The organism is Bartonella sp. W8122 (assembly GCF_016102485.1).
In the GTDB taxonomy this organism is placed as follows: domain Bacteria; phylum Pseudomonadota; class Alphaproteobacteria; order Rhizobiales; family Rhizobiaceae; genus Bartonella; species Bartonella apihabitans.
In genome coordinates this window covers 1,942,516-1,968,061 of record NZ_JACFOO010000001.1, presented here as the reverse complement: position 1 = coordinate 1,968,061, position 25,546 = coordinate 1,942,516, and the positions used below count along the sequence as shown (strand labels likewise).

The window sequence follows — 25,546 nt, the reverse complement described above, 5'->3', positions numbered from 1 at the left end:
TGATTTTATGAAACACTTCAATTCAGGATATGAATAAAAAGGAATTGTTTCCGGAGACAATTTTATGTCCTGAAGTTGTTTTATTTTAAACAGCAAAGCGGGATATTCACCCAGCCGGATTGAAGTGAAATAAATCGGAAAAAATAGCTATTGTGTAGAAAACGTGAAGCAGAGTTGTGAATTATAAAATAAAAGTGTCTGACCGGCGCTTGGTTGTGGTTCTTTCGTGTTTTATCAGCTAAACATATGGTCACTTGTTAAAAATGAGCCATATTCAATGTTTGTTTTCACGGAATAGAAAACAGATAGCGATTATATTGTCAGGCTCACTTTTAAGAATTCTGGAAACCGATGATGCAAGATATTTCAGTTGATGATCTCACGGCCGAACAGGCAAAACAGGAATTGGAACGGCTGGCAAAAGAAATTGCCCACCATGACTATCTCTATAATACCAAAGATCAGCCGGAAATACCGGATGGCGAATATGATGCGCTCCGCCGGCGCAACAATGCCATTGAACAGCGTTTTCCGGAATTGATCAGGCCGGATTCGCCTTCCCGCAAAGTTGGCGCCACAGTTTCCGAAAAATTTGAAAAAGTGCGTCATCGCATCCCGATGCTTTCTCTTGATAATGCTTTTTCCGATCAGGATGTCTATGATTTTGTTGACCGCATCCGGCGTTTTTTGCGCCTCAAAGATAATGACGAGCTTGATATCAGCGCCGAACCGAAGATTGACGGCTTGTCACTGTCTTTACGATATGAAAACGGGAAACTCGTAACAGCAGCAACCCGCGGGGATGGAACAGTGGGTGAAAATGTTACCGCCAATGCGTTGACAATTTCCGATATTCCACATGTTTTGAAAGGCAATTATCCTGATCTTATCGAGATTAGGGGCGAGTGTTATATGGCGCATGCGGATTTTCAGGCGCTGAACGAGCGCCATGAAGCTGAACACAAGCAGGTTTTTGCCAATCCCAGAAATGCTGCTGCGGGGTCGCTCCGCCAACTTGATGCCAGCATTACCGCACGGCGCAAGCTCAAATATTTTGCCTATGCCTGGGGCGAAGTCAGCCGCATGCCAGCCGATACGCAATTGGGTATGATGGATGTTTTCCGCTCTTATGGCTTTACGGTCAATCCGCTGACAAAGCTCTTTCATTCGGCCGACGGCCTGCTTAAACATTTTCATGCAATTGAAGAACAACGCGCCGATCTTGATTATGATATTGATGGCGTTGTCTATAAGGTTAACGATCTTGCGCTCCAGCAACGGCTCGGCTTTATCTCGCGTTCGCCAAGATGGGCAATTGCCCATAAATTTCCGGCCGAGCGCGCTATGACCATTCTTAGAGCAATCGATATTCAGGTGGGGCGCACAGGTGCCTTGACACCGGTTGCCCGTCTTGAACCGATTACCGTCGGCGGTGTGGTCATTACCAATGCTACACTCCATAATGAGGACTATATCAAAGGCATTGGCAATAAAGGGGAAACCATTCGTGACGGCAAGGATATTCGTGTTGGTGACACGGTTGTCATCCAGCGCGCCGGTGACGTTATTCCGCAAATTGTCGACATTGTCGAGGAACGCCGTCCGAAGACGGCCGAGCCTTTTATTTTTCCCCATATTTGTCCGGCTTGCGGAAGCCATGCAGTGCGGGAAGAGGGGGAAGCGGTTCGTCGCTGCACGGGTGGTCTCATCTGTCCGGCGCAAGCAATGGAACGTATCCGCCATTTTGTTTCCCGCAATGCCTTTGACATAGAGGGACTTGGTGAAAAACAGGTGGAATTTTTCTTCAATGCCAAAGACGAAAATTTGGCAATCCGCAGCCCCGTTGACATATTTACTCTTGAAGCACGCCAGAAGGGAGCTTTAAGCAAGCTCGAAAATATTGAAGGTTTCGGGCGTACGTCGGTTCATAAACTTTATGATGCAATCAATGCCCGCAGGCAAATACCGCTAAGCCGGTTTTTATTTGCGCTCGGTATTCGCCATGTTGGCGAAGTCAATGCAAGAAGACTTGCGCGCGCTTACAAAAACTATAAAGCTTTCGAAGAGGTAGCTTTGGCGGCACGTTATCCGGAAGAAAATAGCGGTGAAAGCGGAAATGATGCATGGAATGAGCTCACCAATATTGAAGGCATAGGTTTTATTGTTGCCGAAGCTGTTGTCGATTTTTATGGTGAGGAGCATAATCGCAATATTTTGCGAGCCTTACTTGCCGAGGTAACACCTTTGGATGAAGTCTTGCCAGTTACAGACGGGTCGCCGGTACAGGGCAAAACAATTGTGTTTACCGGTTCGCTGGAGCGCATGTCCCGTGACGAAGCAAAGGCAATGGCAGAAAGATTGGGGGCAAAAACTGCGGCATCTGTCTCGAAAAAGACAGATCTTGTTGTGGCTGGCCCCGGAGCAGGATCAAAATTGACGAAAGCACAGGAGTTGGGAGTGCAAATTATTGACGAAGATCAGTGGTTCAAACTGATTGGTGAGGAAAATGCGTAAAGCGGCGCCACCGGAATTTCATGCAAAAATGCCGCCATCGGCAGAGCCACGTTACTTTTTGGGTATTGGCCTTGCACTTGCTGCCACGGTTATTTTTGCCTGTCAGGATGCGATGACCAAAACGCTGGTTCATAACTATCCGGCTACTTTCATTGTTATGGTGCGCTATTGGGTGTTTTTCCTTGCCGGTGTCTATATGGCAAAAACGGCAAGTGGCGGTCTTGTTGCCAATATCAAAAGTAAACGCCCGATTGTCCAGTGTTTGCGCGGTCTGTTGCTTCTTCTGGAACTCATTGCCATTGCTTTGGCTTTTCGTGTCATGGGACTTGCCGAAGCGACATCCATTTTCCAGTCCTATCCGCTTTTCGGTACGATCATAGCGGTATTTCTATTGAAGGAAAAAGTTGGCTGGAGAAGAGTGAGTGCGCTAGTTATCGGCTTTATCGGTATTCTGATTATGCTGCGACCGGGAAGTGGTGTATTATCGGTGGGAGCAATCTGGGCACTCGTTGCGGCGTTGTTTTTCGCCCTTTACATGGCTTTGACCCGCCTTGTTGGCGGCATTGACAAGCCACAAACCTCGTTTTTCTATGTCGGGCTTGTCGGCCTTGTGGTTATGAATCTTGGACTTCCGTTTTTCTGGGTTCATATGGATAGCCACTATGTATGGATACTCGTGGCTTTGTGCTTTACCTCGGTTATCGGCCATTTTTTAATGATCAAAGCGTTAAGCCTTGCACCTCTTACAGTGGTTCAGCCGTTCAACTATTTGCAGCTCGTATGGTCGGTGATCATCGGCTATATTGTCTTCGGTGATATGCCGGATATATTGACGCTGGTTGGAGCTGCTCTGGTGGTGGGAAGCGGTTTGTTTGTGTTCTTCCGCGAACAGGTAAAGGCTGCAAAAATCGTTGTGAAGTAGCGCTAACGAAGCTTTGTACACACGAAAGTTTGTCTCCCCGCGTCGAATTATGAACCGGACTGGCGGTTATAAGGCAAAAACGAGCCGCAATTTCGGGATATTCATCGCTCTATATTCCACCTTTATCGTCTGCGCCCTGCTGAGTGCCGCATTGGAGCCTTTGCCACGTCGGATTGGTGAAAGCGTTCAATTCTCTTGCAAGGATATAGCGATTTATACCCGTACTCAAAATCATTTATGATATGTGGTTTAGATTTACGTTCGTTGGCGCCGCTTTTGCGAGGAGGCCAAGCGTTTTGCCTCACTCGTTCTTGCGTTTTGGTCTTGTAAGCATAGCCCGTCTCTGAAGACGACCTTTAGTCTTCAAAGGCTGCGTTAGTTGCTGAAAGGTTATCGTGCAGTGACAAGTGACCAAACTTGCGGAATGAAAAACGCGAAAGATTTTTCTTTCGCGTTTTTCTTTTTCTTTTTGTTTAAAGCGGTTGCGTTACTGCCTCAAGCCATTTGCGATCAACCTCATCAAGGTGCGGTGCATTTTCTTTCATGACGCGGGCATGATAGGTGTTTAGCCATTCGCGTTCCTCATTTGTCAGCATATCAACTGCAATAAGGTTGCGGTCGATCGGGCAGAGAGTGAGAGTCTCGAAACCGAGCATATCACTATCGCCACCTTTGACCGGTTCGGCCGCTTTGACAACCAGCAGGTTTTCAATGCGGATGCCGAATGCGCCTTCGCGATAATAGCCCGGTTCGTTGGAAACAATCATTCCGGATAAAAGTTCTTGTCCACCACGTTTCGAAATAGTTTGCGGCCCTTCATGAACAGCAAGATAGGAACCGACGCCGTGGCCCGTGCCATGGGCAAAATCCAACCCTGCCTTCCATAAAGCGATGCGCGCCAGAACATCAAGGTCCTGCCCGCGTGTACCTTTCGGAAAACGCGCCGAGGCAAGATCGATCATTCCTTTAAGAACGAGTGTGAAACACCGTTTTTCTTGCCCACCTGCGTGGCCGATTGCAACAGTACGGGTGACATCGGTTGTGCCATCACGATATTGCGCACCGGAATCGACGAGATAAAGCTCGCCTTCGTTAAGAGGCCGATTGGTTGCTGTATTGACGCGATAATGGATAATGGCTCCATCGCTGCCACTTCCCGAAATCGTATCAAATGACAAATCTTCGAGTTTTGAACCCATCTTCAAGGCAGTGTCGGCACGGAAGCTTTCAAGTTTCGTGGCTGCCGAGATTTCATCCACAGTGCCGGGTTTTTGCCGTGAAAGCCAAGAGAAAAAGCGGCAGAGAGCCACGCCGTCACGCGCATGGGCCTGACGGCTTCCTTTAAGTTCCGCCTCGTTCTTGATTGCACGCGGCAAACGTGCCGGATCGCGCAAATCTTTAATTGTACCGCCATGATCGACAATCACCTGACGCAATTTCTCGGCCGAAAGTTGCCCATCAAGTGAAAAACAGCATTTTTCCCCCGCTTCTTTGATAACTTCCGGTATCAATGCGGAAGGTTCGAAAATGTCGACATAACGGGCAAGATATTTCTTTTCGTTTTCTCCAAGTTTGCGCTGGTCGATAAATAAAGATGGCCGGCTTTCAGCCCGAAGAATAGCAAAAGACAAGGAAAAAGGTGTATTGGAAACGTCATTGCCGCGAATATTGAAAACCCATGCGATCGACGAGGGGTCTGTCAATAGAACGAGATCGCACCCGTCTTTTTTCAAGCTCTCTGCCATCAATTCAAGCTTTTTATCGGCAGGAACACCGGCATAGTCGAGAGGCTGGATTGTAACCGGCGTCAGCGGCGGTTCCGGTTGGTCATGCCAGATGAGATCGACGAGATTTTTTTCCGTACCTACAAGTTTGCCATGTGCCTTTTCCTCAACGGCTTTTTTCAGTGCTTTGACGCCATTAACGGTATGAAGCCATGGATCAAAACCGATATTCAAACCTTTGGTGTATTGTTCAAGCCAAAGCGAAGGCGGGCAGGAAATGAGATCGGCATAAGTGAATATTTTTCCGTCTGTCTGGTTGCGCACCTGCAAAGTGTAGCGCCCGTCAACGAAAATAACCGCTTTATCTTTCAAAATCAGTGCAACGCCGGCCGAGCCGGTAAAACCTGTGAGCCATTGCAGCCGCTGGGCGTGGGGAGGTACATATTCCCCCTGATGTTCGTCCGCTCTTGGCACCAGATAGCCATCAAGCCCGAGTTTTTCCATTTCCTTGCGTAACGCCGCAACACGAGCCTTTGCGTTATCGGGATTTGTTGCAATTTCAAATGATTGAAACATAAAATCGCCTCTGATTGTCTAATCGGTGAAAGAATTATGATCGCTATGATCGGGCAATTCGATCACCTGTTATTTTTGTGAAATGGCCAAATGTCCGATCCTTTATTGGCCACCTATTTTATTTGATCGTCACCCTATTTCAAATGAATGGCAACCCAGCCTTCATGATGCAAGGTTTTGATGTATTTTGCGCCTGCCGCCTCGAAGGCCTTGACCAAGCGGTCGTGCTGTTCTTCCAGAATGCCGGAAAGCACGATGGAACCGCCTTTTTTAAGTGCAGGAACCATTTGTGGTGCAAGTTCTATCAGGGGATTGGCCAGAATATTTGCCACGATCAGATCAAAGGGGGTGCGCTTTTTAATTTCTTCATCGTCAAGGCCGGTAGCCGTAATGGCAGTAATCGTTTTGGCCACACCGTTCAGAGCAAAATTTTCCTTCGCAACTTTGATCGCAATCGGGTCAATATCTGTTGCCAGAATTCTAATCGGCTTGATCAAAGCGATGCCGATTGCCAGAATTCCGCTCCCTGTTCCAAGATCAAGTGCATTTTGTGGTTTTTCATGTTCCATAACGTCGGCGATAAGTTCAAGGCAGCCGACTGTCGTTCCATGATGGCCGGTACCGAAAGCCTGACCGGCATCGATTTCGATTGCAAGATCACCCGGTTTAACCTTGTCGCGGTCATGACTGCCGTGAACAAAGAAGCGTCCTGCGCGGACAGGATTAAGTCCTTCAAGACTATGGCTTACCCAGTCAATATCCGGAAGTATTTCTATTTCTATCTTGTTTTCATTGACGCCCAGAACTTGCGCAAAGCGGGGAAGTACCGAATTCTTTTCAGTTTCATCCAGATAGAGGGAAACTTCATAGATTCCATTGGCTTCGTCTATTTCGGTTATCGCAAGGGGGAAAGCATCATCCTCGAAGGCGTGATCGAGAAGTTCATATTGTTTTTCGGCTTCGCGTTTCGGCGATTTATAATGTAGGCGGATCTGTCCCAAAATTTTTGTCCTTATGTCTTTTATTGTTTTGCCAGACTCTTGAGACGCTCTATAGCAATCTGGTCTTTCAATTCATTTCTGTTTTCTTCCACGCTATAAGGGATGACGCCGGCAAATTGGCCGCCTTTTTTGGTAAGAAGAATTGCCGCTGTGTGGTCGTAAGTATAATCGCCATTCTCACCCGGAACCTTTTCGGCTGCAATGTTGAAAGATGATACCAGTTTGTGAACTTTTGCAGGATCACCACTTATGCCGATAACCTTATCGGTAAAATTCGATAAATAATCATGGAGAACTTCCGGAGTATCCCGTTCGGGATCCACCGTGATGAACCAGATATTGATTTTATCCGCATCCGGTCCGAGTTCCTTGATCCAATTTGTCATACTCATCAATGTTGTCGGGCAAATATCCGGACACATTGTATAACCGAAAAATATCGCAGACGGCTTTTCGCGAAGTTCAACCTGCGTAACGGTTTTTCCATTGGAATCGGTCAGGCTAAAATCCTCACCCAGTGGCGGACTGACGAAGGTTTGCCAACCAAATATGAAGGCCATAAAAACCGCAACCAATAAAACAATGTAAAAAACACTTGAAACAGTACTTTTGGTTTCACTCGTCATTGCCAAAATCCCTTGAGCTTGAAGCATCGTCATAAAAGCCACTCGCGTGACCCCTGAAGATGATATTTCAAAATATATCGGTATGAAAACGATACTGCAATGAAAAGCGGAATTTAAATAATAATTGTCGACAAGCTTAGGGAGAATAGTCGGGATTGCACTTCTAGTCTATGCGTTTTATGGTAACGCAGTATTCAATATACCAGATTATCATGAGCATATCGCCAACAGATCAACGCTTTCAGGATAGTGAACCGCGCATCCATTCAACAGCCAAACTCCACGGTTGTAAACTTGGCCGTTTTTCCGAAATCGGCGAACGGGTTCTCTTACGTGATGTGACGGTTGGAGATTTCAGCTATTTCGAGCGCAATGGTGAAGCAATATATACCGATGTCGGCCGTTTTTGTTCGATTGCTTCGAATGTGCGGCTCAATGCTCTTGAACATCCGATGGAACGGGTAAGCATGCATAAAATGACTTACCGTCCGAATGAATATTTTCGTTTCATGACACTGGATAGTGCTTTTCGCGAGCGGAGACATAATAAACGCGTGACATTGGGTCATGATGTCTGGATCGGGCACGGAGCAGTGGTGATGCCGGGGATTACCATTGGTCATGGTGCGGTGATCGGTGCCAATGCTGTTGTAACCAAAGATGTCATTCCTTACGAGATTGTCGGCGGCGTTCCGGCAAAGCGAATAAGAATGAGATTTCCCGACTACATCATTCAGGCGCTTCTCGACCTTTGCTGGTGGAATTGGCCGCTAAACACACTTTATGAAGCTATACCCGATATGCAACAACTCTCGGCTGAAGAATTTATTGCAAAGTGGAAAAAGCTGGTCTGAGAGTAGAAAATCATCAAAGACGCGTGATTGACAAGGAATTTATTTTCAATTTCTCGTTGTTTATTTCATTAATTACAACGTATCTCAATTTTGAAAGGAAATTGTGAATGTCTTCTAAACGTGTTGGCGAGATTATCGTGGAAACACTGCAAAACGCAGGTGTGAAACATTGTTACGGCATTGTCGGTGATACACTCAACTATATCACCGATGCGATATATCGCTCGAAAATCGAGTGGGTCCATACACGCCACGAAGAAGCTGCTGCTTTGGCAGCAGGAGGAGAAGCTTATTTGACTGGCGAATTGAGTGCATGCGCAGGCTCGTGCGGGCCGGGGAGCTTGCATCTTATCAACGGAATTTATGAATCAAATCGCAATCGCGCTCCGGTTGTGGCTATAGCAAGCCAGCTTTCAACCGAAGTTATAGGCAGTGAATGGCCGCAGGAAGTTGATTTTCCCGCACTTTATTCACATTGCTCGGTATTTTGCGAGCAAATTTTGAACCCGGAGGAAGCCCAACGCATAACCGTCGAAGCATGTCAGGCAGCACTGACAAAAAGAGGTGTTGCTGTCATTGTTCTGCCGGTTAATGTTTCCATGCAAACGGTAAGCCATGTCACGCAATATAGCGTTCATCGGCCGAATCCGGTTATTCGTCCTTCCGATAGCGAACTTGAACAAGTTGCATCCCATTTGAACAAGGGCAAAAAAGTTGCAATCTATGTCGGTTCGGGTGTCAAGGGGGCTCATGACGAGGTGGTCGCTTTGGCTGCCAAATTGAAAGCACCAATCGGGCATTCATCAAAATCGAAAGATTTCATCGAATATGACAACCCGTATAATATGGGAATGAATGGTATGTTGGGTGGAAAGCCCGGTTTTGACATGGTTGAACATTGCGATACTTTGCTTCTGCTTGGTACCGATTTCGCTTATACGCAATTTTATCCTGATAAAGCGACGATTATTCAGGTGGATGAGGATGGAACCCATCTGGGGCGCCGTCATCCCGTCAATATGGGGTTGATCGGGGATGTCAAATCGACAGCGGCAGCACTTTTGAAATATGTTGACGAAAAGACCGATACCGCTTTTCTCGACCAGTGTCTGAAAACCAAAGCCGAGGCAGAAAAAGCCGAAGCGAAGGAAACCGCTGTTTCAAAATCGATTATTCATCCGCAATATCTCGTTTCGCTTATCAATCAATATGCCGACGACGATGCGCTGGTTACAGGTGACTGCGGTTCGCCAATGGTCTGGTTGCTCCGCCATTTCAAAACAAATGGCAAGAGAAGAACCCTTGCCAGTCTTTCCCATGGAACCATGGCAAATGCTTTGCCGCAGGCTATCGGCTTCAAAAAAGCCTATAAAGACAGACAAGTTATATCGCTTTCGGGTGATGGTGGCCTTGCCATGTTGATGGGTGAGCTTTTGACTGTTGTTCAGGAGAAGGTTGACATCAAGATTGTGGTTTTCAACAATTCTTCACTCAACTTTGTTGAACTTGAACAAAAGGTCGAAGGACTGGTTGATCACTACACCGATTTGCAAAATCCCGATTTTGCAAAACTCGCCGAATCGATTGGCATTAAAGGTTGGAAGGTTGACAAGCCGGAAGAACTCGAAGGCGCTGTCAAAGCCTTTTTGAGTGCCAAAGGTCCGGCACTTCTTGATGTCAAAACCAGCGGATATGAACTGGTTATGCCGCCAAAGGTAACGGCCGGTGAAGTTTCCGGAATGGCACTTTATGGTACCAAGGCGATTATGCAGGGACGTGTGAAAGATGTAACCGATCTGCTTATTCACAATTTCATCAAATAATCGCTTGAACGATTTGATAAAATAAAAGGCAGAAAATTGATTTATTTTCTGCCTTTTTTAAATTTTAGGGAAGCAGCGATAAAACCGGATGAAAGCCGGTGGACAAAAGATGCTCAGACTTTTTTGACAAAACTGTCGAGCACGCGTTTTTCGCCTGCTTTATCAAAAGCGATGGTGAGTTTGTTTCCGTCAATCGCTGCCACATTGCCATTTCCGAATTTGATGTGAAAAACCCTGTCACCCACGCTGAATTCGGACGGTTTGTCGGAAACGGATTTGGCGACAAGTTCGCCTTCTATAGTCTTTGAACGCGCTGCCCGTCCTGCACCATAGCCGGAATCGACTTCCCCATAACCGATGCGTTCCACATTGGCGCCCGAGCGGTTACCCCAATTGGTGCGTGTCGCGTCGGTTGCATTTTTTTTGGCTCTCTGCCAGCCAGGTGTCGAATAATTGTTCTGGAACGGTTCCTGCCGATCAAAGCGCGATTGCCCATAACCGCCATAGGATGTTTCTACTTCTGCAACTTCAACATGTTCATTAGGCAGTTCATCAAGAAAACGGGATGGTATTGTCGTTTGCCACAACCCGTGAATGCGCCGGTTCGAAACAAACCAGATATGCAGGTTTTCCTTTGCACGGGTAAGCCCGACATAAGCGAGGCGCCGCTCTTCTTCAAGCCCCGCACGCCCGCCTTCATCAAGTGAACGTTGATGGGGAAACAGCCCTTCTTCCCAACCGGGCAAGAATACGGTGTTGAATTCCAGCCCCTTGGCCGAATGCAGCGTCATGATATTGACCGCATCCATATCTTCGTTCTTTTCTGTATCCATAACCAGCGAAACATGTTCAAGAAAACTTCTCAAACTCTCGAAATCTTCCATGGAATGGATAAGTTCTTTCAGGTTTTCAAGACGCCCCGGAGCTTCGGCAGAACGATCAGCCTGCCACATGGCGGTATAGCCGGATTCATCCAGAATAATTTCTGCAAGTTCGGTATGGGGAGTATTATCAAGCATATTCTGCCAACGGCGGAAATCTTCGACGAGTTTTCTCAAAGAACTTCTGGCCTTGGGCTTCAATTCGTCGGTTTCTACCATTTCCTGAGAGGCTTTGAGCATAGGCTCATTGCGGGCACGAGCTGTATCATGAATTTGACGAACGGTTGCTTCACCAAGGCCACGTTTGGGCGTGTTGATAATACGCTCGAATGCAAGATCATCGGCGGGTTGTGTAACAACACGGAAATAGGCGAGCGCGTCGCGAATTTCTTGCCGCTCATAAAAACGCGGGCCACCGATAACGCGATAATTAAGCCCTAATGTGACAAACCGGTCTTCAAATTCACGCATCTGGAAGGAGGCGCGAACAAGAATGGCAATGTCGTTCAAAGCTAGGCCATGATGTTGTAATTGCTCGATTTCTTCACCAATAGCGCGCGCTTCTTCTTCCGAATCCCAGGCAGCATGGACTTTGACCTTCTGGTCATTTTCCGTTTTGCTATCGGTAAAAAGCGTTTTACCTAACCGGCCTTCATTATGGGCAATGAGATAGGATGCAGCCCCCAGAATATGCGAAGTCGAGCGGTAATTGCGTTCAAGACGAATGACAGTGGCACCGGGAAAATCTTTTTCAAAACGCAAAATATTATCAATTTCGGCACCGCGCCAGCCGTAAATTGACTGGTCGTCATCACCCACGCAACAAAGATTGACAGTTTGTCCGGCAGGGCGCTGTGCCAATAGCCTCAGCCATAAATATTGTGCTGTATTGGTATCCTGATATTCGTCGACCAGAATATAGCGGAATTTTTTATGATATTCGCGCAAAACATCGGCGTTTTTCTGAAAAATATGGATGGGATGCATCAACAAATCGCCAAAATCACAGGCATTCAGCGTTTGTAAACGTTCCTGATAGGCACGATAAAGCTCGCGCCCTTTGCCATTGCCAAATGAGCGGGCATCACCTTCCGGTATCTGGTCGGGTGCAAGGCCATGGTTTTTCCACCCGTCAATCATATTGGCAAAAGTGCGCGCCGGCCATCTTTTGTCGTCAAGCCCTTCAGCCTGAATAAGCTGTTTGATAAGCCTTATTACATCATCTGTATCAAGAATTGTGAAATTGCTGTTGAGCCCCACAAGCTCCGCGTGACGACGAAGAATCTTGACACCGATCGCGTGGAAAGTGCCAAGCCACGGCATACCTTCAACCGCGCCGCCGACCAGTTCACCGATACGGTTTTTCATTTCACGCGCGGCTTTATTGGTGAATGTGACTGCCAGAATCTGGCTCGGATAAGCAAGGCCAAGCCGCAAAATATGGGCAATGCGTGTGGTCAAAACCCGCGTCTTTCCCGTGCCTGCACCGGCCAGAACCAGAACCGGACCTTCCGTTGTTGTTACAGCAAGGCGTTGTTCGGGGTTGAGTTTTTTAAGATAATCGGCGTCAGCATCGGCATTACGGCGCGCAGCCATGGCGCGTTCTGCCAAACCAGTTTGACCATTACGAGCTTCATCGCGCGCAGAAGATTGCGGCGTCGGCTTTTTCGGCTCATCATCAAAAAACGGTATATCGTCAGGAAAATCGGTCATCATCACCAATCTAATGGTTCAAGATATTTTCTGCTAGGCTAGACTTGACGCTTTTACACGAAAATGAACGGAAAATCACTTTTTTTTGCGCTGTGCTTCATATTGATAGACACGCCGGTCAGTCAAATTTTTCCGGTTGTCTATGATTGGCGCAACAACCGGTTTCAAATTCGGCTCGCGTCTGATCAAGGCGACAAGATCATTGAGTTCGTTCATGGCAACGAGTTTTATAATGTCATCACGAATGGAGCCGTCTTCGCGCTTGGGCAGTTGATGCACAACTTGTAGAGACTCGATTTTCTGTCCTTTCAGAAGGTCGCGAACGGCTTTTTCGTCAAGTTTGTCGGATTCGACAAAAACATAAAGCCCTACACCCTTCGCCGGAAGCGAATAGGTTGCGATGGCAATATCGCCAATATCGGGATTGTCTTTCAAAAGATTGCGAATGACCGGTCCCTGATGTTGGACGCGGTCACCTGTTCCATCTCCATCCGACCATTTGAACATGTCTTTGGTAATAAAATTATAGACACGTTTTCCGGTCGCTAACCATAGACGTGACGGCCAGGAGCGGTTTTTCAATATCCGCTTTTCTGTCGGTGTCAGTAATTCGGGTGCAAAACTTCTTTTTTGTTTTATGAGATGGCGGAAATCTTCATAAGCAAAATAGCGATAGAGAGCACCTCGGCATTTATGCACACTTGCCAACTGGAAATCAATGATCGAAGCTTTCCCGTCACTTGTCATCAGCCAGTTTTGCGGCTTTGCAAGATCGTTATGGGTAATGCCCATGCGGCGTAAATTACGAAGTATTTTGAATGCACTCAAATAAAATTCGGGTTTGTTCGGGCGCGCCAGATGTAATGGTGTTCCTTCACTCCACGAGCGATAAAGCCCGTCTTTATCAACAGCAATAAGCTGTGGCACACCGTCAAGCCCGCGCACCTTCTTTAATGCCCGTATTTCTCTTCTTGCCAATATCCAGGCAAGCGGGCGAGACCATTTTGGCGCAGCCGTAACAATGCGGCGGATAACGCGTTTATGTGGATCATCAGCAAAATAGCCAACCCGCGTTTCCGAAAAAACATCGCGTTTCAAAACCATCAAGGCCACAAATTCTGTTAAAAATTGTGGGTCTTTCAAAGGCGGCAAATTACTGTCTGAATCGGCAAAATGTTCCATAGTGTTGAGTTAGACGGTTGGCTCTCTTCTATCAAGTCGGTTTGTTCAAATCGGGTAAAATTATAAAGGAGAAAAGAGAGGAAATAACTATTATTTTCAATTTTTTACAGAAAATTGCATTCTTTGCCATTTGTTCATGAGACACTTGTGTCAAATCGGAGGCAGATTATCCAAAGATGGACAAAGATAATATCCCGATTGACCTTCTTTTATTGACGAGCATTACTGGCACATAAAGGCGTGATCCGGTTTGCTATTTCCAGTAATCATAGCCTGATACGAGGCTGCTTTGTCATGTTTTGGAATGTTGCGCCAATTCGAGTGCAAAAAGGCGTAAGGAGGCTGAAAGGTTGACTCCCGCCGGTCTTGCCTCATCAACACATGTAACAAGGCTGGCAAAGGATAGACCCTGAGCTTCCGCTTCGCGCAACAAAATGTTGATATAGGCTTCTTCGAGCGAAATACTTGTTGCATGACCGTCAATGCGTACCGAAATCTTTTTCGATTGTGCTTTTTGCCAGTCTAGTGCAGCGATTGAAGACAGAATTTCATCCTTCATCTTCGTCGTGCCGAATTTTTCTCAAATCAAGAAAACTTACGGTTTTTTTCTTTTGCTTCTCTTCGAAATTGCGCTCGACTTTGGTGCGGCCGAAAATGACTCGGTTTTCGCTTGCTTTTGTTTCGTCATTCTGACGTTTTTTCTGTTTGCGAAATTGCCTTAAATTGACCAGATCAGCCATGAAAAAACGCCTTATTTCTTGCGAAAAGCATCAAGCGAGACAACATCTGCCGACGGTTTCTTTTCTTTTGGCGTTTGTTGACCGTCTTTTTCATTTTCTGTCTTTGAATGTGACTTCAATTTTACAGCAGATTTTTTCTTGTCTTTCTTGTCTGCAAGAATGGTAAGCTCGCCACCCTCGGTCTCTTTTGCAAGTGTCTTCACGTCCGGACTGTCATTATCGCTTTTGGGAAGATCGGAGGCGAGATCGAAAGCCGCTTCGAAAGCAGCCGTAGGATCATAGAATACCTGAACAGCAGAAAACGGTATAACCAGACGTTCGGGAACATCGCCGAAAGAAAGACTGACTTCAAAGCCGCTTTCGGAAACGTTCAAATCCCAAAACTGGTGTTGCAAAACAATTGTCATTTGATCGGGATAACGTTCTTTGAGACGTGAGGAGATTTTCACGCCCGGAGCGTTCGTCAGAAACGTAATGAAAAAATGATGGTCACCCGGAAGGCCGGCTTTTGCTACTTCAGACAAAACTTTGCGAATAACACTCCGTAAAGCGTCCTGAACGAGAATGTCATAACGGATCTGATCATGAACCATTGAAAACCTGTTCCTTCTCCGATGTATTTTATCCAAACTTGGCAATCATCTCTAATGCAATGTAGACGGTCTTTATGCAATGAGGCAATCAAAATCTCTTCAAAAATTTTATTGAATTTCTGTATGACAATGTCTTTTGGGTCTTTCGGGTGTTCCGGCTTTGTTTTTGACCCAAAAAAAGAAACTTCAGGAATGGCTTCCCGCACCAATTCAAGGACCCCTAAGAGAAAAAAGAGCAGTAAATTTTTACCAATAAAACCAATAGAGAGAACGCTTACAGACAGATAGTGAAGGCTTCTGTTGCCAGGTGCCTCCGAACCCCGCTTGGACCGGCGAAGGTCCAAGACTTAATTTGAAGCGTTCGCGCCGCAATTAAGCAGCGAGACGAGCTTCCGCATAGTTGTCATTTGCAACTACTTAAGTAGCCCGATAACGGTGGTACAATGCCGGGTAAAAGAGCAATCTTTACGCCCTTGTCGATCCTGTTTCGCCCCCTTCATAACAAAAACAGCTACAAAGCGTGAGCCGTTTTGGTTGTGGTGGAGGCGCCGGGTACCGCCCCCGGGTCCAATGGGTTTATTACACTGTCCATTTATTACCATAGCTGGCAAGCCAGCAAACCCAATATAGGTAAATCGAGGGAAAGAGGAAAGGGGGTTGTCTAACTTTTTCGCGCCCTATTTTCTACTTGGTAGAGATCAAAAAAATACCGGACCTGTCCGGCTCTGACACTGATTTTCTCGGGGGCATAAAGTCCGAAACGGGTTTAACGGAAGATCATTAACCGGTCGTTTTAAAAAATATCACCAATTTTTCCGATAGGAGACTGAAAGCAATGAAAAACCATTTGGAGCAAATAAAAAAATATGACGCAAATCCCGACGAGGATGCGGTTAAACGGCTAGAGAACCGTTTGTCACTTACTTTGCAAAAACGCGATGCTGCCGAGGTCGCTGTAAGCGATCAGAAAGAGCTTCAACGGGTAGAAAAATGGGCCGAAGAAAAGCTCGGTGCAGATGTCGAACAGAGTAAACGTGCAGTGAAAAAGACCGCCGAATTACTGAAAACGGAACATATGAAGAATCGGGTGACATTTTATTATTTTGTTGCCAAAGAATTGGGGCTTTTGGGCAAGATCTGACAAACGCGAGCTAAAACTGGACAAGCCTTAGCCAAAAAGTCGGAGTGAGAAAGTCCGGTTAGGTCGAATAGATAGCCCGCTTGCCCGAGCGTTTATAGAATTTTTCAGAATAGAGAAGCACATATGCTTTATTTGGTTTGATCGGGCGCTTTGTGTGGTTTGATCGGGATGTGGCTTGATCGGCGCTTGGGGTAGCTCGTTCGCGGCGTAATCTTGGCGTGGGTTTATTGGAGATTACCCAAAAATAAAAGCCCCTAAAGAGGGGCTTTTAATCGGCATAGTGTCTAATCTAGTAAACCAAATATTATTATTTGGCTTCTCCACTTTTCTGTTCTTCAACATGATGATGACCATGTTGATGTTCATGTCCGCCTAGAACCTTGTGAAGTTGGACTGTGTCTAGCTCGTTTTCCCAACGGGCAACCACAATACAGGCAACCGCATTACCAACGAGATTGGTCAATGCACGACATTCCGACATGAAACGGTCGATACCGAGAATAATTGCCATACCGGCAACAGGAATAGCCGGAACGGCGCCAAGTGTAGCAGCGAGCGTAATAAAACCGGCACCGGTCACACCGGCAGCACCTTTTGAGGAGATCATCGCCACAACAAGAATAAGGATTTGATGCTCGAGGGTGAGATTAATATCCAAAGCTTGTGCGATGAACAAAGTAGCCAATGTCATATAAATGTTGGTACCGTCGAGGTTGAATGAATAGCCTGTCGGAATAACCAGACCAACGACCGATTTTTTTGCTCCCGCATTTTCCATCTTTTCCATCAAGGTCGGTAAAGCTGCTTCGGAAGAGGAAGTACCGAGAACCAGTAGTAATTCATCCTTGATGTAGCGAATCACTCTGAAAATCGAAATGCCGTTATAGCGGCAGACAGCCCCGAGAATGACGACAACAAACAAAAACGAGGTGAGGTAGAAGGTTGCGACAAGGAAGAACAGGTTGATGACCGAATGAATACCGTATTTGCCGATTGTGAAAGCCATAGCACCGAAAGCGCCGATAGGAGCTGCTTTCATGAGAATGGCTACCAATTTGAAAATCGGTGTGGAAAGAGCATGGATGAAATCCAGAATAGGACGGCCACGTTCACCAACTGATCCCAAAGCAATACCGAACAATATCGAAAAGAACAGTACCTGAAGAATGTCACCTTCTGCAAAAGCCGAAACCACAGTGGAAGGAATGATGTTCATCAAGAATTTGACGATTGATGCATCATGGGCTTTTTCGGCGTAAACTTTGACCGCAGCGGTGTCGAGTGAAGCCGGATCGATGTGCATTCCGGCACCCGGTTCCAACACATTTCCGATGATCAAACCGACAATCAAAGCCAGAGTTGAAAAGGTGATAAAATAAAGCATGCATTTACCGGCGACCCGTCCGACTTTTTTCAAGTCGCTCATACCGGCAATACCGCTTACAATGGTCAAAAAGATAACCGGTGCGATAATCATCTTGACCAATTTGATGAAGGCATCGCCAAGCGGCTTCAATGATGCACCGACATCAGGATAAAAATATCCGAGCAAAATACCACAGATGATCGCGAATATCACTTGTACATAAAGTACTTTATAGAGCGCACGATGGGGTCGTGGTTGTTTCATTTGTTCAATTTTGTAAGCCATGAAGCCTCCCTCTGATCGACCGTGCTATTACTCATGTTGCATCGGCGGCTCCTCGGCCACCGCCCGGTCGACTTCTACAATAAAGTCTCGCAAGTCATATGCCAAGAGACTATTGGTCTGCAAGTTTATTTGAACGGAAAATAACCTTAAATATTGATAATTTTGATAAAAACGCACAGAAATTGTCAGAAAAAACCGTTCTTTTTTTTGAGCTTATCAACAACCGATTTAGAAAACGGGGCGTGCCGTAGCGCAGCTATTCTATTTGGCCATTCTTTGTAGCGGCAAAAGTTTCAATCGGACGGAAGACTTCAAGCTCCGGTTTTAACCGGATTCGAATATCGGCAAACATGGTTATAAAACGACGCTATCCAACTCCGTTAAAGCCGGGTTTGTAAAAAAACAGGAACCACCGGTTATTTTAAATGATGAGACAGCTTTGCTTCGGCTATAAACAAACGGTGAGAATAACAATTCTGTCATCTGTTGTCTTTAGACAAATGCCGGTTCTTTTGAAGCTATATCCGGTTGGCTATTGATATTGATCCGGTTGAGTCTTTTGCCGTGTTTCTTGCTGATAATATTAGAAATCCGGTTTGGGAAAGCATGTTGCGGTTGCATTTTGTCATGGACAAAGCTTTTTATACTGCCCGTTAAAAACAATGTGAAAGTTGAATAGTTGATATGATCAAACAGGTTTTGCCCCGATATAGTCCCAGGCTTTATCAATATTTTCGGAAGCAAACCATTTTGTTTCGATACGTCCGAAAGGCCGGAAAAACTCAATCGCAAGATTGAGCCAGGAGGGGCCGCCGACAATGGCATAACGCCTCAGTTTTTTGAAAGCTTCGGCTCTGATTTTGGCTGTGTCTTCGTTAAAGAGACTTTCCCAATCAATTCCGTCATATTCTTTAAAAATGACAATCATATCAATATGATTTTGCCCTTCCGCTTCCGCTTCAAAAAGTCCATAGAGATTTTCCACATCGGAAGAAGCAAGCACACCGTTAACGGAAAAACCGATTGCACCGGCGCGGTTGGTTTTGATCTTGGAGATCACCGGTATTGTATCTTCGGGTAACATGCTTTTGCCCTTTCTTGTGGCTGAATTAAGTTATATGTAGAACTTTGTATAACGTTTGAAGTTTTCAATACTACAGATTTTAAGCGGACTTGATAGGTGCTGTCGATGACAATAAAACTTTCGGTTAATCTTAACGCCATCGCGGTGTTGCGCAACCGCAGGAATTTGCCTTGGCCAAATGTTGTCGGGATGGGACGCATAGCGCTTGATGCCGGTGCTGACGGCATTACTGTCCATCCCCGTCCTGACCAGCGCCATATAAGGTTTACCGATCTTCCTGATATACGTCGTTTGATTGACGATGAATTTCCAAATCGGGAATTCAATATTGAAGGATATCCTGACGAAGCCTTTCTCGATTTGGCTGAAACTTATGCCAACCAGATAACATTGGTGCCCGACTCTCCCGACCAGTCGACTTCCGATCACGGCTGGAATTTTGCAAAGGATAGTGCGTTTTTGGAGCCGATTGTCAAACGGCTGAAAGATCGCTCGATCCGCGTCATTTTATTTGTAAATCCGGTGATCGACGGCCTTGATCAAGCAAAAGCGCTCGGTGCCGACGGTATCGAGATTTATACCGGTCCTTATGGTGATGCCTATGACAGTGATAAAAAACAGTTGCTCGCACTCGAAGCGGTGACACTTGTTGCTGAAAAGGCAAAACAATTGGGGCTTCTTGTCAATGCGGGGCATGATTTGACAGTGCCCAACCTCGCCCCTCTTGTCAAAAACGTGCCATGGCTTTATGAAGTTTCGATCGGCCATGGACTTATTGCAGATGCTTTGGAACATGGAATGAGGGAAACCGTTCTAAGGTTCAAAAGGGCGTTGGCCATTTAACTGCCCGATCGGGTGTCAACTGAAATAAATAGTTCGGGTAACCTTTTGCCCGTTTTTGATCTCTTTAACACAATTAAAATTTCGGCTGAAAGGATTGCGCTATGGCGGAGCCTCAAGATATTGACGCTGTGAGCGACGATCTCACGACAGCTGATGAAAATAATGACCATTCGAAAGAGAGTTTTTTACTCCTTTTGATTGGCGCTATCGGTGTTGTCTATGGCGATATCGGTACCAGTCCGATTTATGCTTTCCGCGAAGCCTTACGCGCCGGTGCAGGAAACCATGACATTTTGAAATATGACGTTTATGGCGTAATTTCCCTGATATTCTGGGCTTTATTGCTTATTGTTACAATCAAATATGTTGTGTTTGTTTTGCGCGCCGACAATAACGGGGAAGGCGGCATTCTCTCCCTTATGGCGCTCGCGCGCTCGACCTTTCGTAGAAAAGGTGGTTGGGCATTGGGAATCGGGATTCTCGGCGCATCTCTGTTTTTCGGTGATGCCGTTATTACACCCGCTGTCTCAGTGTTGTCTGCAGTTGAAGGTATGGAGGTTGTCGCTCCCGATCTTGAGCCTTTTATTGTGCCGCTCACACTTATTATTCTGGTGGCACTTTTTGCCGTGCAACGATTTGGCACGGGCAAGGTCGCAATTGTTTTCGGGCCGATAACGCTGGTCTGGTTTCTGGCTTTAGGCGGTTTCGGACTTTTCCATATATTTGATGATCTGACGATTCTGAAATCATTATTTCCCTGGTATGCCGTTTCCTATATTATCAGCAATCCGGCGACATCCTTTGCGGCAGTTGGAGCGGTATTTTTGGCGGTGACCGGCGCTGAAGCACTTTATGCCGATCTTGGACATTTCGGACGCCGGCCAATCGTCGCAGCCTGGCTGTGGATAGTATTCCCATGCCTTGTCCTCAATTATTTGGGGCAGGGGGCCTTTATTCTTTCTCACGGGCGCAACACAATTAATCCGTTTTATCAAATGTTGCCGGAATGGTCGCTCATTCCGATGATTGTGCTTGCAACTATGGCAACAGTGATCGCTTCCCAAGCTGTTATAACAGGTGCTTTTTCCATGGCACGTCAGGCCGTCCAGCTTAACATTTTGCCGCGACTTGAAATTTTGCACACTTCGGAAAAGAATCTCGGACAAATCTATATGCCGCGGGTTAATCTGCTTCTTGCGGTGATTGTTATTTGTCTTGTGATCGGCTTTGAAAAATCGTCCAATCTGGCAGCCGCTTACGGCATTTCGGTTACCGGCAACATGATTGTGACAACATCTTTGCTTTTCATTGTTATGAAACGCATCTGGAAGTGGAGCCTTGCTTTATGTCTCGTGCCGACACTGGCGTTTCTGTGTCTTGATCTTCTTTTCTTCAGTGCCAATCTCATTAAAATCCATGATGGCGGCTGGGTATCGGTGGGGCTTGCCTTTAGTGTTGTGCTCGTTATGTGGACATGGGTTCGAGGCAGCCGTCATTTGTTCAAGAAAACCCGCAAGGCCGAGGTACCGCTTGATCTGATTGTTAATAAAATGGCGGAAAAGCCGCCAATTATTGTACCGGGCACAGCGGTCTTTTTGACAAGCGATCCGAAAAGCGCACCCAGTGCTTTGATGCACAGCCTCAAACATTATAAAGTTTTGCATGAAAACAATGTGATATTGACGGTGAATACGGCTTCAACGCCACGTGTACCTTCAGTAGATCGGGCCCGTGTTTCCCAGTTTAATGAGCGTTTCATGCAAGTTACTTTAACATTCGGTTATATGGAACAACCAAACATTCCGAAGGCTTTGGCAATATGTCGCAAACTCGGCTGGAAATTCGATATTATGACGACATCCTTCTTTGTGTCCCGTCGTTCGATTAAGCCTGCAGCCAAATCCGATATGCCAATGTGGCAGGATAAATTCTATATTTTCCTTGCCAGAACCGCCGCCGATGCAACCGAATATTTCCAGATTCCTACCGGTCGGGTTGTAGAAATCGGCACCCAGATTACCGTTTGAAAGACAAAATTTGCTGTTTTCTGCCGGCTTTGTTCACGACCCGAAACGTGACAAGGCCGGTAAAATTATCCTGACAAATCTCATTCAAAACAAAAAAGAAATTTTTACTGAAAATAATACTTGATATTGCCGATTTCTCGTAGCATGGTTACGAACCGTACGGTACGGTACGCAAACGAAATGAAAATAGCGAACATGCAACTTTCTCGTAGCATGGTTACGAACCGTACGGTACGGTACGCAAACGAAATGAAAATAGCGAACATGCAACAGTCGACAAATGCTCTGGTCAATAATTTGACAGATCGTCAGAAAGACGTTCTGGACGCGGCATTACAATTGCTTGTCAAAGACCATCTGGCATTGACAATGTCGAAAGTCGCAAAGGCGGCGAGTTGCTCGAAAGAAACGCTTTACAAGTGGTTCGGCGATCGCAATACATTTCTTGAAGCAATGGTCGAGTGGCAGGCGTCAAGGGTTCGCGCAGTACCGATCAGCCGCGAAGCGGTTGATGAACAAACACTTTTTAACAGTCTTGAACATTTTGCGCGCGATTGGTTAATGGTTTTGACCTCGCCAACTTCGATTGCGCTTAACCGGCTTGCAGTCAGTCAGGCCGGTACGGACAAAAACAATCTCGGTAATATTGTGCTTTATCGTGGGCCTTACGCAATGGCGCGTCGCCTGAAACCGATTTTGGAAATCGGTCGCGATTGCGGACTTTTGCAAGTGGACAACCTCGATAATGCATTCCGGACCTTTTTCGGACTTGTTGTTCGTGATGTCCAGATACGTAAATTGCTGGGTGACGATTTTCACATGGATGATGAAGAAATCATTCGCGAAGCGCGCACAGCGACAAGGCAATTTTTTGCTCTTTTCGGGCATAAAAATATGAATAAAACAGATGAAACGCAAATTTAAGGGAGTTTTCTATGCGTGTTTATTATGATCGTGATGCAGATGTAAACCTGATAAAATCCAAAAAAGTCGGTGTTATCGGCTATGGCTCGCAAGGCCGCGCCCATGCATTAAACCTGAAAGATTCCGGTGTGAAGGAAATCAAAATTGCTCTTCGTCCGGGCTCTGCAACAGCTAAAAAAGCTCAGGCAGATGGATTCGAAGTTGTGACCGTTGCCGAAGCAGCCAAGTGGGCTGACCTCATTATGATGGTTACCCCCGACGAATTGCAGGCCGACATTTTTAAAGAACAGATTGCCAACAATTTGCGCGACGGCGCAGCAATTGCATTTGCTCATGGTCTGAACATTCACTTCGGTTTGATCGAACCGAAAAAGACAGTGGATGTCATTATGATTGCTCCTAAAGGTCCCGGTCATACAGTGCGCAGCGAATATCAGCGCGGCGGCGGTGTTCCGAGCCTTATTGCTGTTGGTCACGACGCTACAGGCAATGCGCATGATCTGGCGCTCTCTTACGCTTGCGGAATTGGTGCCGGTCGCTCTGGCGTTATTGAAACAACATTCAAGGAAGAAACCGAAACCGATCTTTTTGGTGAACAGGTTGTTCTTTGCGGTGGTCTTGTCAACCTTATCCGTTCGGGTTTCGAAACTCTGGTTGAAGCCGGTTATGCTCCGGAAATGGCTTACTTTGAATGCTGCCACGAGATGAAGCTCATTGTTGACCTCATCTATGAAGGTGGCATTGCCAATATGAACTATTCAATTTCCAACACCGCCGAATGGGGTGAATATGTCAGTGGTCCGCGTATCATCAACGATGAAGTCAAGGCGAATATGAAGCGTGTTTTGAAGGACATTCAGGACGGTACATTCTGCTCCAACTGGATGCAGGAATATAAATCCGGTGCTGTTCGCTTCAAAGCAATCCGTCGCATTAATGACGGACATCAGCTTGAACAAATCGGTGGCAAATTGCGCGAGATGATGCCGTGGATCAAAGCAAACGCATTGGTTGATAAAACACGCAACTAATCGCGCGTTTTTGTAGTCCAAATTCTGAAGAAGGGCTGAGGATGTCAGCCCTTTTTCTTTTAATATCATATAGAAAATTACCAATTGTGATAATCGGCTTGCAACTTACGATCAACGCGCAGGGCTGAAGCGCTGCAGCGTCATATTTATTTTCGAACCGTTCCGTGTTTCATTATCGGCTTCAAGAAACCTCCGGTTATAATTTTGTAAGGCAGGAAAAAGATTATCCGGTTTGATCACATAAAAACCTTCAATAATGTTTAACGGCCTTTTTTTACTCGATATAACCGACAAGCCAATGGTTGGAGCAAAACCCCGAAAAGCGCGGTTGACTGTGACAATACCTGATACCTCTTTAAAAGACGGGTAAGTGCAGACAACGTAGCAAACATCATTTGCAATTACCGTTTAGTCAAAATCGGCAGACGAACAAAAATATCATTGATTATAATAACGATCATCTTGTCCGGCCGGTAGATGAACGACCGACCACCAGATCGATCGCACATCAAAGCGTGTCCCGATTATAAAAATGATTTATTTCGGAAAAGGTGACTTGCAGGTCTGGCGAACGCCGCCCCGATCTATATAAGTATCGTCCGACGAACGATAGCTTTTATAACGGTCGCTACACCATTGCTGATGATTTATATCAGGGCCGGTATCCAGTTTATATGTGGGGCCGGAAGGATGCGTCAGCTCCGGTTTATAATTACGGTTAGGTTTTGGAACTCCATAATTCGAGTGAGGAAGCGGGGCATTTTGCGGGCGGGTTATGGGAGCCAATGGACTGTTTAATTCTACTGCACCGGCGTTTATTGCGAGCGTTGTGGATAAGAACAAAGGTATAACAAATAATTTAGCTAACCGGAAAATCATGGCCTTCCTCGTTAAAACCTTAAAGAATTCTGAATAAATTGAATCATAACGATCACGTTTCGTATCGTAAGTTATAAGAATTCAATGATACTCTTCAAAACTTCTCTTCAGGCAACTTGTAATTTTTTTAATATACGCCAAATTTGGAATGGTTAGTAGAGAAGGATCAAATATAATGTCACATTTTTTGAGAAATATTGTTATTGCCGGGATCGTGGTCGGGAGCGCTTGTTTGAGCGCCTCCGGAGCATTTGCAGATGACAAAGTCACAATCGGGGTGCTTGTCTGTACCGGGCAGGGCGCCGAGGGACATATCTTCAAAGCGACAGAAAAGCTCACCTGTGTTTTCCAGCCGAATGATAAAGGCGCCGAGACAGACAAATATGTCGGCAAAATCGAACAGCTCGGCATCGATATTGGTAAAGCAGGTGCCGGACAATTGTCGTGGATGGTCATGGCGGCAAGTAAAGACGCATACAAGTCCGGAATTCTCGTGGGTAAATATGAGGGGGTCAGTGTCGACGCTGCTGCCGGTGTTGGTGGTGGAGCCAACATACTTGTTGGCGATAACAAAGCGTTTTCTTTGCAACCAGTGAGTGTACAAGCTCATGAGGGAGCCAATATTGCTATTGGCGTTTCGAAATTGACTTTGAGCGCCGATAACAAATAATTTTTGAAAACGTCATATCTGGCGAAAAGAATAAAACTTTTCGACGCAATTGTTTGTTGAGAGACGAGACGTTTTAACAGAAAGGATGCAGCCTCAAGGCTGTGTCCTTTTATTTTTAGCATAATGAAACTTTACATATCGGTTTGT

The 25,546-nt window shown here is 46.0% G+C and carries 21 protein-coding genes and 1 other RNA gene; 10 read left to right on the top strand and 12 right to left on the bottom strand.

The window, feature by feature from the left end; translation table 11 throughout:
• Nucleotides 1-354: 354 nt before the first annotated feature.
• Together ligA and H3S83_RS08625 are read left to right on the top strand one after the other, a co-directional pair.
• A complete protein-coding gene (gene ligA, locus H3S83_RS08630; protein WP_198239696.1) occupies nt 355-2,514 on the top strand; it encodes an NAD-dependent DNA ligase LigA in 2,160 nt (719 codons plus the stop codon).
• Nucleotides 2,507-3,436, top strand: coding sequence for a DMT family transporter (locus tag H3S83_RS08625; RefSeq protein WP_198239432.1), 930 nt, complete (start codon nt 2,507-2,509; stop codon nt 3,434-3,436). The genes ligA and H3S83_RS08625 overlap by 8 nt, the downstream gene beginning before the upstream one ends.
• A 473-nt stretch (nt 3,437-3,909) precedes the next feature.
• Here the strand turns inward: H3S83_RS08625 and H3S83_RS08620 are convergent, their stop codons facing one another.
• The 3 genes from H3S83_RS08620 to H3S83_RS08610 form a co-directional block, all read right to left on the bottom strand.
• Nucleotides 3,910-5,736, bottom strand: a complete 1,827-nt coding sequence (locus H3S83_RS08620; RefSeq protein ID WP_198239431.1) for an aminopeptidase P family protein — start codon at nt 5,734-5,736, stop codon at nt 3,910-3,912.
• A gap of 134 nt (nt 5,737-5,870) precedes the next feature.
• The gene (locus tag H3S83_RS08615; protein ID WP_198239695.1) at nt 5,871-6,740 is read right to left on the bottom strand and encodes a 50S ribosomal protein L11 methyltransferase; all 870 of its coding nucleotides are present in this window, start codon (nt 6,738-6,740) and stop codon (nt 5,871-5,873) included.
• Nucleotides 6,741-6,757: 17 nt separating this feature from the next.
• The gene (locus tag H3S83_RS08610; RefSeq protein ID WP_198233147.1) at nt 6,758-7,363 is read right to left on the bottom strand and encodes an SCO family protein; all 606 of its coding nucleotides are present in this window, start codon (nt 7,361-7,363) and stop codon (nt 6,758-6,760) included.
• A gap of 212 nt (nt 7,364-7,575) precedes the next feature.
• On the opposite strand from H3S83_RS08610, the gene H3S83_RS08605 reads away from it, so the two are divergent.
• Together H3S83_RS08605 and H3S83_RS08600 are read left to right on the top strand one after the other, a co-directional pair.
• Nucleotides 7,576-8,217, top strand: coding sequence for a DapH/DapD/GlmU-related protein (locus tag H3S83_RS08605; RefSeq protein ID WP_077973574.1), 642 nt, complete (start codon nt 7,576-7,578; stop codon nt 8,215-8,217).
• A 107-nt stretch (nt 8,218-8,324) separates the two neighbouring features.
• Nucleotides 8,325-10,040, top strand: a complete 1,716-nt coding sequence (locus H3S83_RS08600) for a thiamine pyrophosphate-dependent enzyme (protein WP_198233146.1) — start codon at nt 8,325-8,327, stop codon at nt 10,038-10,040.
• A gap of 113 nt (nt 10,041-10,153) precedes the next feature.
• On the opposite strand, the gene H3S83_RS08595 is transcribed toward H3S83_RS08600, so the two are convergent.
• The 6 genes from H3S83_RS08595 to ssrA all read right to left on the bottom strand — a co-directional run bounded on the left by H3S83_RS08595 (nt 10,154) and on the right by ssrA (nt 15,805).
• Nucleotides 10,154-12,634 (bottom strand): ATP-dependent helicase, encoded by a 2,481-nt coding sequence (locus tag H3S83_RS08595; protein WP_198239694.1) that lies wholly within the window; start codon nt 12,632-12,634, stop codon nt 10,154-10,156.
• 75 nt (nt 12,635-12,709) lie between these two features.
• The gene (locus H3S83_RS08590) at nt 12,710-13,816 is read right to left on the bottom strand and encodes a serine/threonine protein kinase (protein ID WP_198239430.1); all 1,107 of its coding nucleotides are present in this window, start codon (nt 13,814-13,816) and stop codon (nt 12,710-12,712) included.
• Between the two features lie 292 nt (nt 13,817-14,108).
• On the bottom strand, nt 14,109-14,375 hold the full coding sequence (locus tag H3S83_RS08585) for a ribbon-helix-helix domain-containing protein (protein WP_198233144.1): 267 nt from the start codon (nt 14,373-14,375) through the stop codon (nt 14,109-14,111).
• Nucleotides 14,365-14,556, bottom strand: a complete 192-nt coding sequence (locus tag H3S83_RS08580; protein WP_077971934.1) for a DUF4169 family protein — start codon at nt 14,554-14,556, stop codon at nt 14,365-14,367. Before H3S83_RS08580 ends, H3S83_RS08585 begins: the two co-directional genes overlap by 11 nt.
• A gap of 11 nt (nt 14,557-14,567) precedes the next feature.
• Entirely contained in the window at nt 14,568-15,149 is a 582-nt protein-coding gene (locus tag H3S83_RS08575) for an SspB family protein (RefSeq protein ID WP_198224313.1), read from the bottom strand.
• Nucleotides 15,150-15,435: 286 nt separating this feature from the next.
• Nucleotides 15,436-15,805: a transfer-messenger RNA gene (gene ssrA, locus H3S83_RS08570) on the bottom strand.
• Nucleotides 15,806-15,984: 179 nt separating this feature from the next.
• Between ssrA and H3S83_RS08565 the strand changes: the two genes are divergently transcribed.
• Nucleotides 15,985-16,290, top strand: coding sequence for a DUF2853 family protein (locus tag H3S83_RS08565; protein ID WP_077971932.1), 306 nt, complete (start codon nt 15,985-15,987; stop codon nt 16,288-16,290).
• 307 nt (nt 16,291-16,597) lie between these two features.
• Here H3S83_RS08565 and H3S83_RS08560 read toward each other — a convergent pair whose 3' ends face one another.
• Both H3S83_RS08560 and H3S83_RS08555 read right to left on the bottom strand, forming a co-directional pair.
• A complete protein-coding gene (locus H3S83_RS08560; RefSeq protein ID WP_198239429.1) occupies nt 16,598-17,941 on the bottom strand; it encodes a dicarboxylate/amino acid:cation symporter in 1,344 nt (447 codons plus the stop codon).
• A gap of 688 nt (nt 17,942-18,629) precedes the next feature.
• Entirely contained in the window at nt 18,630-19,025 is a 396-nt protein-coding gene (locus H3S83_RS08555; protein ID WP_198224319.1) for an STAS/SEC14 domain-containing protein, read from the bottom strand.
• 105 nt (nt 19,026-19,130) lie between these two features.
• On the opposite strand from H3S83_RS08555, the gene H3S83_RS08550 reads away from it, so the two are divergent.
• The 4 genes from H3S83_RS08550 (at nt 19,131) to ilvC (ending at nt 23,850) form a co-directional block, all read left to right on the top strand.
• Complete coding sequence (locus tag H3S83_RS08550) at nt 19,131-19,868, top strand: pyridoxine 5'-phosphate synthase (RefSeq protein ID WP_198239428.1); 738 nt, start codon at nt 19,131-19,133, stop codon at nt 19,866-19,868.
• Between the two features lie 101 nt (nt 19,869-19,969).
• Nucleotides 19,970-21,895: a potassium transporter Kup gene (locus H3S83_RS08545; protein WP_198233140.1), complete on the top strand. Its 1,926-nt coding sequence runs from the start codon at nt 19,970-19,972 to the stop codon at nt 21,893-21,895.
• Nucleotides 21,896-22,159: 264 nt separating this feature from the next.
• The gene (locus H3S83_RS08540) at nt 22,160-22,819 is read left to right on the top strand and encodes a TetR/AcrR family transcriptional regulator (RefSeq protein WP_077971923.1); all 660 of its coding nucleotides are present in this window, start codon (nt 22,160-22,162) and stop codon (nt 22,817-22,819) included.
• Nucleotides 22,820-22,830: 11 nt separating this feature from the next.
• On the top strand, nt 22,831-23,850 hold the full coding sequence (gene ilvC, locus H3S83_RS08535; protein WP_198233139.1) for a ketol-acid reductoisomerase: 1,020 nt from the start codon (nt 22,831-22,833) through the stop codon (nt 23,848-23,850).
• A gap of 537 nt (nt 23,851-24,387) precedes the next feature.
• Here the strand turns inward: ilvC and H3S83_RS11700 are convergent.
• A complete protein-coding gene (locus tag H3S83_RS11700) occupies nt 24,388-24,729 on the bottom strand; it encodes a BA14K family protein (RefSeq protein WP_078039689.1) in 342 nt (113 codons plus the stop codon).
• A gap of 175 nt (nt 24,730-24,904) precedes the next feature.
• On the opposite strand from H3S83_RS11700, the gene H3S83_RS08525 reads away from it, so the two are divergent.
• Nucleotides 24,905-25,399: a DUF992 domain-containing protein gene (locus H3S83_RS08525; protein WP_198239427.1), complete on the top strand. Its 495-nt coding sequence runs from the start codon at nt 24,905-24,907 to the stop codon at nt 25,397-25,399.
• The last annotated feature ends 147 nt before the right edge of the window (nt 25,400-25,546 follow it).